General features: G+C 70.0%; 10 protein-coding genes and 1 pseudogene. 4 read left to right on the plus strand and 7 right to left on the minus strand.

Annotated elements, in window-relative coordinates; all coding sequences use genetic code 11:
• Positions 1–484, plus strand: a pseudogene (locus AB0J09_RS42700) (glycoside hydrolase family 3 protein); the annotation flags it as partial.
• Positions 485–492: 8 nt separating this feature from the next.
• Here the strand turns inward: AB0J09_RS42700 and AB0J09_RS42705 are convergent.
• Entirely contained in the window at positions 493–1,674 is a 1,182-nt protein-coding gene (locus AB0J09_RS42705; protein WP_360704341.1) for an ROK family transcriptional regulator, read from the minus strand.
• A 133-nt stretch (positions 1,675–1,807) separates the two neighbouring features.
• Between AB0J09_RS42705 and AB0J09_RS42710 the strand changes: the two genes are divergently transcribed.
• Positions 1,808–2,257 carry an Rrf2 family transcriptional regulator gene (locus tag AB0J09_RS42710; protein WP_127930774.1) on the plus strand — a complete coding sequence of 150 codons (450 nt, stop codon included), beginning with the start codon at positions 1,808–1,810 and terminating at the stop codon, positions 2,255–2,257.
• Positions 2,258–2,382: 125 nt separating this feature from the next.
• Positions 2,383–3,162: a DNA-formamidopyrimidine glycosylase family protein gene (locus AB0J09_RS42715; protein WP_360704345.1), complete on the plus strand. Its 780-nt coding sequence runs from the start codon at positions 2,383–2,385 to the stop codon at positions 3,160–3,162.
• On the opposite strand, the gene AB0J09_RS42720 is transcribed toward AB0J09_RS42715, so the two are convergent.
• From AB0J09_RS42720 to AB0J09_RS42745, 6 genes are all read right to left on the minus strand, one after another.
• Positions 3,159–3,515, minus strand: a complete 357-nt coding sequence (locus AB0J09_RS42720) for a helix-turn-helix transcriptional regulator (protein ID WP_360704348.1) — start codon at positions 3,513–3,515, stop codon at positions 3,159–3,161. The two genes, AB0J09_RS42715 and AB0J09_RS42720, sit on opposite strands and share 4 nt — an antisense overlap.
• Positions 3,516–3,786: 271 nt before the next feature.
• On the minus strand, positions 3,787–4,278 hold the full coding sequence (locus tag AB0J09_RS42725; RefSeq protein ID WP_360704350.1) for a nicotinamide-nucleotide amidohydrolase family protein: 492 nt from the start codon (positions 4,276–4,278) through the stop codon (positions 3,787–3,789).
• A 3-nt stretch (positions 4,279–4,281) separates the two neighbouring features.
• Positions 4,282–4,854, minus strand: coding sequence for a CDP-diacylglycerol--glycerol-3-phosphate 3-phosphatidyltransferase (pgsA, locus tag AB0J09_RS42730; RefSeq protein ID WP_360704353.1), 573 nt, complete (start codon positions 4,852–4,854; stop codon positions 4,282–4,284).
• Entirely contained in the window at positions 4,851–6,260 is a 1,410-nt protein-coding gene (gene rimO, locus AB0J09_RS42735; RefSeq protein ID WP_360704356.1) for a 30S ribosomal protein S12 methylthiotransferase RimO, read from the minus strand. The genes pgsA and rimO overlap by 4 nt, the downstream gene beginning before the upstream one ends.
• Before the next feature lie 60 nt (positions 6,261–6,320).
• Complete coding sequence (locus AB0J09_RS42740) at positions 6,321–7,097, minus strand: helix-turn-helix domain-containing protein (protein ID WP_360704359.1); 777 nt, start codon at positions 7,095–7,097, stop codon at positions 6,321–6,323.
• Between the two features lie 66 nt (positions 7,098–7,163).
• Positions 7,164–9,665 (minus strand): DNA translocase FtsK, encoded by a 2,502-nt coding sequence (locus tag AB0J09_RS42745; RefSeq protein ID WP_360704362.1) that lies wholly within the window; start codon positions 9,663–9,665, stop codon positions 7,164–7,166.
• A 135-nt stretch (positions 9,666–9,800) separates the two neighbouring features.
• On the opposite strand from AB0J09_RS42745, the gene AB0J09_RS42750 reads away from it, so the two are divergent.
• Positions 9,801–10,356, plus strand: a 556-nt coding sequence (locus AB0J09_RS42750; protein ID WP_360704365.1) for a tyrosine-protein phosphatase, incomplete at its 3' end; no start/stop codon positions are given.

Consider the following 10,356-nt stretch of genomic DNA (forward strand, 5'->3'; position numbering starts at 1 on the left):
GGCGGCGCGGGTGGCGGCGCTGCGGGCCTGGTTCGGGACGCCCGCGCCCGCCATCGCCGAGCTGAACGGGGTCGGCCTGCACGCCGCGCGCCGCGCCGTGCGGCTGACCGGAGAGACGGAGCCCCTGGTCGAACCCCTGGTGATCGAGGTGGACACCCCGCCGACGATCGCCGTGGGCGACGTGCCGTGGGGCGTGGGCCCGTGGCTGCCGGACGCCGAGATCGTCCGGGTCAAGCCCGCGGCCGCCGACGTCCCTGCCCTGCTGGCCAAGGCCGCGAACCGGTCGTTGGTCGTCGTGGTCAAGGACGCGCACCGCCACCAGGCGAGCCAGGAACTGGTCTCCGCGCTGGTGGCGGCCCGCCCCGACGCGACGGTGATCGAGATGGGGCTGCCGGTGTGGCGGCCCGGCAGCGCCGCCTACATCGCGACGTACGGGGCGGCAAGGGCCAACGCCCAGGCCGCCGTCGAGCTCCTCACGGCTTAGGGCACCGCCTAGGAGACGAGCAGTTCCTCGCGGGCCTCGTCGAGTGCGGCCAGTACGGCGCCGCGCAGCACCGGATTCCTGTCGGTCACCTTCGTGGTGACGACCTGGGGGCGCACCGGGCAGATCCGGGCCACGGCCTCCTCCACCCGGGACGTGAGCGCGGGGCCGCCCGCGTGGCCCACCTCACCGGCCAGCACCACCAGCCCGGGGTCGAGGACCACGCACACCGCGGCGACGCCCAGGGCGAGCCGGTTGGCGATCTCGTCGAGCAGCGGCTCGCCCTCGGCGCCCGCGGCCATCGCGACCTTGACGCACTCACCCGCGCTGCCGGCCGCGAAGCCGTACGTTTGGGCCAGCTCGGCCACCGCCTCGGCGCTGACCAGCGACTGCAGGCCGCCCGCCAGCGACGGCAGCCGCCCGGGCGACGTACGGATGTCCTCGGGCAGCGGCACGCCGGGCACCGGCAGGTAGCCGATCTCCCCCGCGCTGCCGGACCGCCCCCGGTGCAGCTTGCCACCGAGCATGATCGCCAGGCCCAGACCGCGGCTCGACCACAGCAGCACGAAGTCGTCGAGCCCCTTGGCCGCCCCATCGGCGTGCTCGGCGATGGCGGCGAGGTTGACGTCGTTCTCGATGGTCACCTCGCGCCGCAGGTCGCCCGCCAGGGCCTCGTGGATGCCCTCGTGCCAGCCGGGCAGGTCGAACGAGAAGCGCACGTCGCCGCTGCGCGGATCGACCACGCCCGGCGTGCCGATCACGACGCCGCGCAGCTTGGACAGGCTGACCTTGGCGCTGCGGCAGGCCTTGACGATCGCGCCGTGGACCACGGAGACCGGGTCGTCGTGGCCGCCGGGGTCGACGGTGACCTCGGCGATCGTGTGGCCGTGGATGTCGGCGACCGCGGTGGAGATCAGCTCGGGCCCGACCTCCAGGCCGGCCACGTACGCACTAGAGGGGATCACCGAATAGAGGGCCGCGTTGGGCCCGCGGCCGCCCGCCTGGGCGCCGACCACCTCGACCAGGCCGCGCTCCTCCAGCCTGGCCAGCGTCTGCGAGGCCGTGACCTTGGACAGGCCGGTCAGATCGCCGATCTGACCGCGCGTCATGGGGCCGGTGGCCAGCAACAGCTCCAGCGCGGCCCGGTCATTGATCTCCCTGAGCAATCTGGGCACACCAGGGCGTCGCTCCACGCTGAATCCCACCGTCTAATCAGAAAAGGTTGTTGGAAGTTTAGCGCTCCTACCATCGGGTGGATTCGGATCCCGTGCCCGTTCTGACGAACTTGCGCCTAACCAGTGTTGACCAGGGGGGATAATCGAGAACATGCGCCTCTCCGCTCGTGTCGACTACGCCCTCCGTGCCGCCGCCGAACTCGCCGCAGCCGGTGCAGGCCCGACTACCGTGGGCGAGCTCGCCAAAGAACAGGACATGCCGCCCAAATACCTGGAAAACATTCTGCTGCAGATGCGCCGGGCCGGGCTCGTGCGCGGACAGCGGGGGCCCGAGGGCGGTTACGTGCTGGCCAGGCCCGCTGCCGACATCTCGCTGGCCGATGTGATCAGGGCCGTGGACGGCCCGCTGGCCAACGTGCGCGGCGAGCGCCCCGAGCACGTCGGCTACCGGGGGCCCGCCGAGTCGTTGCAGCAGGTGTGGATCGCGCTGCGCGCCACCGAGCGCTCCATCCTGGAGGAAGTAACGCTCGAGCAGGTCGCCTCGGGGGCACTGCCAGAGCGCGTCCGCCAGCTCGCCGCCGACCCCGCCGCCTGGGACTGAGAGCCGCCCGAGACTCCGGGCAACGGCCGCAGGCAGATCGGGCAGCGTCACCCCGATCGCGACCAGCACGGCGAGCCCCGGCAACCCACCGGACGGCCCCTGGACCGCGTTCCTAAACTGGAGAGATGCCCGAAGGAGACGCCGTCTACCGCACGGCCACCCGCCTGCGAGGCGCGCTGGACGGGCGCGTGCTCACCAGGTCGGACTTCCGCGTGCCCAGGCACGCCACCGCCGACCTCGCGGGCCGTACGGTCATCACCACGGTATCCAGGGGCAAGCACCTGCTCACCCGCGTCGAAGGCGACCTGACCGTGCACACCCACCTGCGCATGGACGGGAGCTGGCAAATCATGCCGGTGGGACGCCGGACCGCACCGGGCGACCAGGTCAGGCTGGTCCTGGCCAACCAGCAGTGGCAGGCGGTGGGGGTCAGGCTGGGAATGGTGGATCTCGTCAGGACAGGCGACGAGGGGCGTCTGGTCGGCCATCTGGGGCCGGATCTGCTCGGCCCGGACTGGGACCCGGATGAGGCCGTGCGAAGGCTGCGAGGGGCGCCCGACAGGACCATCGGGGAGGCGCTGCTCGATCAGCGCAACCTGGCGGGGATCGGCACGATTTATCGCGCCGAGACCCTGTTCCTGCGCGGGATCTGGCCGTGGAAGAAGGTCGGGGAGATCGAGGATCTCAACGGGCTCGTGTCACTGGCCCAGCGACTGCTGGACGCGAACAAGGGTCATGCGGGCACGGTGACCACAGGTGATCGCCGCCCGGCGAACCAGACGTGGGTCTACGGCAGGGCGGGGAAGCCCTGTCGCCGATGCGGCACCCGCATCAGCCGCGGGGAGATGGGAGCGCAGCCACAGGAGCGGCTGATCCTGTGGTGTGCCGGCTGCCAGCCGAGCTAGGCAGCCACCATGTCCTTGACTTCGGGGAACACAGAGTCGGAAATCGACCCGGAGACCGTCTCCGTAAGAGGCAGCCGCTCGTGGTCGGGCACGTCGGCCAGCACAGGGGCAGCCTGGAGCTCCGCCAGCGCGAACTGGTCGGAAACCTCACGCAACACCTGCGAAAGGGGCACTTCGAGTGCGCCGCAAATCGACGCCAGCAACTCGGACGAGGCCTCCTTCTGGCCGCGCTCGACCTCGGACAAGTAGCCGAGCGAGACACGCGCCTGCGTGGACACCTCGCGTAGCGTGCGTCCCTGCCGCACCCTCAACCGCCTCAGCACGTCGCCGAGCAGCTGACGCAGCAGAATCATCTGTCGCTCCCTCCCCGGCGCGGACTTCACCACGCCCCGCGCGATCGGTTCGTGCCGCACATTGGTCTTCTTAGGTTCGTACATACTCCTCGCCGTCATCATCGGGCGTCGCCGGCCCTGGACCGCCAGTCGCGACTCATCAGGCCCGCCTGCCGGGCGCTCGGTGCTTGCAGTTGGCTCACGGACCTCACTCACAGCTCCACCGTACCCGTATCCACCGACACCGCGTCAGACCGTGCATCGCATGTTCGCTCGGGACGTAACACGGTAATCACCCGGAATGTTCCCCTATGTTCGCCTTAAGCACACCTGACAGTAGATCTACTGCCTCGTCCACCGTCCTTACCCTGATACGTTCGCGCGATCCCGTCAGTCTCAATTCGCGGCCCCAAATTGTCTCGCCAGGCCCGCAGACGGCCGCGTACACGGTGCCGACCGGCTTGCCGTCCTGCGGCTCAGGCCCGGCCACGCCCGTCACGGCCAGCCCGTACGTGGCCCCGCACAGCCGCGCCACCCCGGCCGCCATGGCCGCGGCCACGTCGGGATGTACGGCCCCCTCACGCCGCAGCAGCTCGCCCGGCACCCCCAGCAGCTCGTGCTTGAGATCGGTGGCGTACGAGATCACTCCGCCCCTGAACGCCTTGGACGACCCCGAGACCGATGTGATCGCGGCCCCGATGAGCCCTCCGGTCAGCGACTCGGCCACGGCCACCGTGGCGGACCGGCTCACCAGCATGCTCAGTACCTCGGCCACATCCGCCATCGATCACTCCCCGCGCGCCTGCTTTGCGACCTTGCGTAGCCTGAAGGCCCTGACGAAGTAGTCGACGCCCGTGGCCACGGTGACGACCAGCGCCGCCCCCATCACCACCCAGCGGACCGGCCCCGGCACCCACGGCAGAAGGTAGAGCACGATCGCGGCGATCAGCAGCACGGTCTTGATCTTGCCGCCGTAGCTGGCCGGGATGACCGCGTGCCGTAGCAGCACGAGCCTGAGGACGGTGATGGCGATCTCTCTGCCGAGTATCGAGATCGTGACCCACCAGGGCAGCTCGTTGAGTATCGACAGGCAGACCAGGGCCGCACCGGTGAGCGCCTTGTCGGCGATCGGGTCAGCGATCTTGCCGAAGTCGGTGATGAGGCCGTAACGCCTGGCCAGCTCCCCGTCGAGGTGGTCGGTGATCGAGGCCACCGCGAAGACCCCGAGCGCGGTCACCCGCCAGCCCGTGCCCGGCAGGAAGAGGCAGACAACGAAGAAGGGGACGAGCGCCAACCGGAGGACCGTGAGGACGTTGGCGATGTTCCACGGGCTCACCACCCGGCGCTCGTCCCTTTTCATGGACTGGCCTTGATACGCGCGATCAGATCGACGCCCTCGGCGTCGACCACGACCGCACGCACGATCTGCCCCTTGACCAGGCCGATGCCCTGCACCGTGACGGAGCCGTCGACCTCCGGGCCCTGGTGCGCGGCCCTGCCTTCGTAGCCGCCGTCGCCCAGGTCGTCGTCGATCAGCACGTCGACCTCGGTGCCTATGCGCTCCTCCGCGCGCTGGGCGGTCAGCTCCTCGGCCAGCTCGGTGAGCACGCGCACGCGCTCGTCGACGGCCTCCTGCTCGAGCTTGCCCGGCAGCCCGGCAGCCTCCGTGCCGTCCTCGTCGGAATAGCCGAACACACCGATCACATCGAGCCTGGCCGCCTCCAGGAAGCCGACCAGCTCGCCGAACTCCTCCTCGGTCTCTCCGGGGAAGCCCACGATGAAGTTGGAGCGCACGCCGGCCTCTGGAGCGCGCTCACGGATGGCCCCGAGCAGCCCCAGGAAGCGCTCCGGGTCGCCGAAGCGGCGCATCCTGCGCAGGACGCCGCCGCTGGCATGCTGGAAGGACAGGTCGAAGTAAGGAGCGACCCCGTCGGTGCCGGTGAGCACGTCGATCAGCCCGGGGCGCAGCTCGGCGGGCTGCAGATAGCTGACCCGCACCCTGTCGATGCCCTCGATGGCGGCGAGCTCGGGCAGCAGCTTCTCCAGCGCCCGCAGGTCGCCCAGGTCCTTGCCGTAGGAGGTGGAGTTCTCGCTGACCAGGACGAGCTCGCGCACGCCCCTGTGGGCCAGCCAGTCGGCCTCCGCCAGCAGCTCGTCGGGCTTGCGCGAGACGTATGAGCCGCGGAAGGCCGGGATGGCGCAGAACGTGCAGCGCCTGTCGCAGCCGGAGGCCAGCTTGAGGGAGGCCACGGGGCTCTCGTCGAGCCGCTTGCGCAGCACGCGCGGGCCGCTCGCGGGCGCCAGGCCCTCGGGCAGGTCGCCGTGGCCCGGGATGTTGGTCTTGGGCGCGCTGGCACGGTCCACCGGCGAGATGGGCAGCAAGGTGCGGCGGTCGCGTGGCGTGTGGGGCTTCAGCGGCCGCCCGGCGAGCACGTCGTCGAGGCGGTCGCCGATCTCGGTGTAGTCGTCGAACGAGATGACCGCGCTGGCCTCCGGCAGCGCCTCGGCCAGCTCGTTGCCGTAGCGCTCGGCCATGCAGCCCGCGGCCACGACCTTCACACCGGAGTCGGCGGCGGCCAGCAGCGTGTCGATGGAGTCTTTCTTGGCTGAGTCGATGAAGCCACACGTGTTGACGACGACGACATCGGGGTCGTCGTCGCCCAGCTGCCAGCCGGCAGCCTCGAGTCGCGCGGCCAGCTCCTCGGAGTCGACCTCGTTACGCGCGCAGCCCAGGGTGATCAGCGATGCGGTTCGGCGGGATGACATGGTGAACACTACGGTATCGGGAGTTGGCCACCACCTGATGCATGGGCTCCCGCCATGTGCCTACCGCGCCGGTGGCTTGGCGGGCCCGAACGACCGCCGCACGATCTCTCCCTTGCCGCCGAGTCGTCCCACCTTCTTGCCGTTGACCTGCAGGGAGACGGCTGACGCGTCGGCCAGGAGCAGGTTCACCCTGTCTTCTGCCTGCCACGTGGAGGTGTCTCCCGCCTTCATCGTCCCCGCGAACAGCTTGCGTCCCCTGGCGTCATGAGCCTGGACGTACGACGTCCGCTTCGCCTTGATCGTGATCGTCACAATGCCCTTACCTGCCTTGCCCGCCGCGGGCTTGGGCCGCTCGACGACCGGCATGTTCGGCGGGACGCTGGGCCGGGCCGAGGCCGCCTGCACGTCGGCCGTCCGCACCTGGTCGCTCGCGCCGCCCAGCACCCGCATCAAGCCGAAGACCACCACGATGGCCAGCGCCACCCCGAGGGCCATCGACCAGTTGGGCCCCCGCCGCTCCTTCAGGTTGATCCTGCGGTCGGCCTGGAACACGGCCGAGGCCGCCACCGGTGCGGGCGCCCCGCCGTGCTGCTGGTCGTAAAGATGGACGGTGGCCTCAGGATCGAGCCCCACGGCCTTGGCCACGGCCTTGACGTGCCCCCTGGTATAGAAGTCGCCGCCGCATTGGCTGTCGTCATCCTGCTCCAGGCCATGGATGATCGCCTCACGAATCTTGGTGGCCGCGCTGACCTGCTCTACCGTCAGCCCCGCCGACCTCCTGGCCGCCGCCAGTATGGCCCCGATGCTCTGCTCCTGCACAGCGAACGCCTCCCCCACGGCACCCACCACATTTCGTAGTGGTTTACATTCAACCAGTTACTACCCCGCAGGGATGCATTGGGGTCATTCGCCACGCAGATCAGCCAGCAAACCAGGCAGATCGTCCGGTTTGACCATCACCTCTCGCGCCTTCGAACCCTCGCTCGGGCCGACCACGTTCCGGCTCTCCAGCAGGTCCATCAGCCGCCCCGCCTTGGCGAAGCCGACCCGCAGCTTGCGCTGCAGCATCGAGGTCGAGCCGAACTGGGTGGTCACGATCAGCTCGGCGGCCTGGATCAGCAGGTCGAGGTCATCGCCGATGTCCTCGTCGATCTCCCGCTTGACCGGCGCGGCGGCGACGTCATCGCGGTATTCGACCTGCATCTGCGTCTTGCAGTGCCCGACGATCTCGGCGATCTCCTTCTCGGAGACGAACGCGTTCTGGATGCGGATGGGCTTGCTCGCGCCCATCGGCAGGAACAGCGCGTCGCCCTGGCCGACCAGCTTGTCGGCGCCCGGCTGGTCGAGGATGACCCGCGAGTCGGTGAGGCTCGACACGGCGAACGCGAGCCTGGACGGCACGTTCGCCTTGATCAGGCCGGTGACCACGTCGACCGACGGCCGCTGGGTGGCGATCACGAGGTGGATGCCCGCGGCGCGGGCGAGCTGCGTGATGCGCACGATCGAGTCCTCGACGTCGCGCGGGGCCACCATCATCAGGTCGGCCAGCTCGTCCACGATCACCAGCAGGTACGGGTACGGCTGGTAGACCCGCTCGCTGCCGGGCGGCGGCTGCAGCTTGCCCGCCCGCACGGCCTTGTTGAACTCGTCGACGTGCCTGAACCCCGACGCGGCCAGGTCGTCGTAGCGCCGGTCCATCTCGCCCACGACCCATTCGAGGGCCTCAGCGGCCTTCTTCGGGTTGGTGATGATGGGCGTGATCAGGTGGGGAATGCCCTCGTACACGCTGAGCTCGACCCGCTTGGGGTCCACCAGCACCATCCGGACCTCGTCGGGCGTGGCCCGCATCAGGATGCTGGTGATCAGCCCGTTCACGCAGACCGACTTGCCGGCGCCGGTGGCGCCCGCGATGAGCAGGTGGGGCATCTTGGCGAGGTTCGCGACGATGGTGCGGCCCTCGACGTCTTTGCCCAGGCCAACGATCATGGGGTGGTGGTCGGCCTGCGCCACCTGGGCACGCAGCACGTCACCCAGGGCCACCAGGTCCTTGTCGGCGTTCGGGATCTCGACCCCGATCGCCGACTTGCCGGGGATGGGCGACAAAATCCGGACATCGGCCGACTTGACGGCGTACGCGATGTTCTTGGTGAGCGCCGTGACCTTCTCCACCTTGACCGCGGGCCCCAGCTCGATCTCGTACCGGGTCACGGTCGGCCCCCGGGTGAACCCGATCACCTGCGCGTCGATGGTGAACTGCTCGAGCACGCTGGTGAGCGCGTTCACCACGGTGGTGTTGGCCTTGGTCTGCGGCTTGGGCAGCGTGCCCGGCTTGAGGAACTGCAGGTCCGGCAGGCTGTACGGCCCCGCCTGCGGCGACAGCACGAGCTGCTCCACCTTGCGCGGCGCGGGGGTCGGCTGCGGCGGCTCCGGCCTCCTGTCCGCCTCGGGAGCGGGCGTCTCCTCCTCGTCCGTCAGCCCCGGCACGATCTCCGGCGAGTGGTCGTTCCTCTTGTCGGTCTTGTCCGACAGAACCGGCGTGTCGTACGGCTTGACCGTGTCGCCTCCCCCCTCGGGAGGCTTCTTGGCGGTCCTGACCCGCTTCTTGCCCGGCTCCCGAGGCCCGGACTCGGCCTGCCGCTCGAACAACATGTGCCTGAGCTCGGCGAGCCGCTCCGGGATCCGGTGCACGGGGGTGGCGGTGATCACCAGCACGCCGAACCCGGACAGGAGCAGCAGCAGCGGGATCGTGATCCACGGCGGCAGGATGCTCATCGGCGGCGCCGACACTATGAACCCGATCATGCCCCCGGCCGCCGACACCTTGTCCATGCCCTGGCCCTCGCCGGCCGGGTAGGGGGTGCCGTTGGCCACGTGGATGACGCCCAGCACGCCGACCAGCAGCGCGGCCCACCCGATCACCATGCGCCCGGTGTCGGCGTTCTGGTCGGGGTGGCGCAGGTAGCGCCAGGCCAGCAGGCCGAGCAACAGCGGCAGCGCCCACGCCAGCGAGCCGAACACGCCGTGCACGGTCGCGTTCACCACGCTGGAGACCGCCCCGTCGGCGTTGCGCCACGTCATGGCCGCCAGCACGATCGCGCCCGCGAGCACCGTCAGGCCCACCCCGTCGCGCCGGTGCACGGGATCCAGCTCGCGGGCGTTCTTGCCCAGCGCGCGAGCCGTGCTGCCGATGCCGTTGGCGAGCAGCATCCACAGCCCGACGATCAGCTTGCCGATCATCGTGAAGACCCAGCTGATCGGGTCCTGGTGGGTCATCGAAGGCTTGCGGCCGGAGGCCGCCCTGGGACGCCCCGCCGACGAGGCCCCGCGCTTGGCGGGGGTCGAGCGAGACGAGGTCGACCGCTTCGCCGGCCCCTTCGATGCGCTTTTCGGCGTACGGGTGGCCATGATGCCAAAGGTACGTCGGAGACACCGCGGAACGCGCGTAGGCTCGCCGAGGATCCCGCCAGGCAAGCCCGAAGATGTCACAAGATTCACCTGACGTCCACATGCAAGCCGCGAAGCCGGAGGCATCTTTCTTCTATGCCTCTGCTGAACCTCCGGGACGTCGCGGCGGAGACCGCTCTGCGCCCCGGCGTGCTCTACCGCTCCGCGCAGCCGCACACGCTCACCTTTGAGGACGCGAAGCTGGTGGCGGGGCTGCGGCTGATCGCCGACCTGCGCGGCGACGACGAGCGCGCCTCCGCAGACTGGGCGCCCGTCCTGGGCGGCGCCGTCAGGCACGCGCCACTCGGCGCCGGCTACTCCGGTGGCTCCCCCACCTGGCTCGCGGCGCTGCCGCCCGACCTGGACCTGGGCGACCTGTACCTGGGACTGCTCCAGCACAGGACCGCCTGGTTCGCCGGGGTCGTCGCGGAGATCGCCGACGGCCAGCCGGCACTCGTGCACTGCGCCGCCGGGAAGGACCGCACCGGCATCGTCGTCGCGCTGATCCTCGACCTGCTCGGCGTGGACCACGACGCCATCGTCCGCGACTACGCGCTCACCGCCAAGGCGCTGCCCGACATCATGCTCATGCTCGGCACGACGCTGCCGTCCCGTCGTGCGCGAGCTGTGCAGGAGCTACCAGAACCTCGAC

This window comes from Nonomuraea sp. NPDC049784 (genome assembly GCF_040659615.1).
In the GTDB taxonomy this organism is placed as follows: domain Bacteria; phylum Actinomycetota; class Actinomycetes; order Streptosporangiales; family Streptosporangiaceae; genus Nonomuraea.

What these genes read in the sequence shown, in the direction of transcription:
- rimO (WP_360704356.1), bottom strand. Translation starts at nt 6,260, where the DNA reads ATGTCATCCCGCCGAACCGCATCGCTGATCACCCTGGGCTGCGCGCGT.
- AB0J09_RS42725 (WP_360704350.1), bottom strand. Translation starts at nt 4,278, where the DNA reads ATGGCGGATGTGGCCGAGGTACTGAGCATGCTGGTGAGCCGGTCCGCC.
- AB0J09_RS42745 (WP_360704362.1), bottom strand. Translation starts at nt 9,665, where the DNA reads ATGGCCACCCGTACGCCGAAAAGCGCATCGAAGGGGCCGGCGAAGCGG.
- AB0J09_RS42715 (WP_360704345.1), top strand. Translation starts at nt 2,383, where the DNA reads ATGCCCGAAGGAGACGCCGTCTACCGCACGGCCACCCGCCTGCGAGGC.
- AB0J09_RS42720 (WP_360704348.1), bottom strand. Translation starts at nt 3,515, where the DNA reads ATGATTCTGCTGCGTCAGCTGCTCGGCGACGTGCTGAGGCGGTTGAGG.
- AB0J09_RS42710 (WP_127930774.1), top strand. Translation starts at nt 1,808, where the DNA reads ATGCGCCTCTCCGCTCGTGTCGACTACGCCCTCCGTGCCGCCGCCGAA.
- pgsA (WP_360704353.1), bottom strand. Translation starts at nt 4,854, where the DNA reads ATGAAAAGGGACGAGCGCCGGGTGGTGAGCCCGTGGAACATCGCCAAC.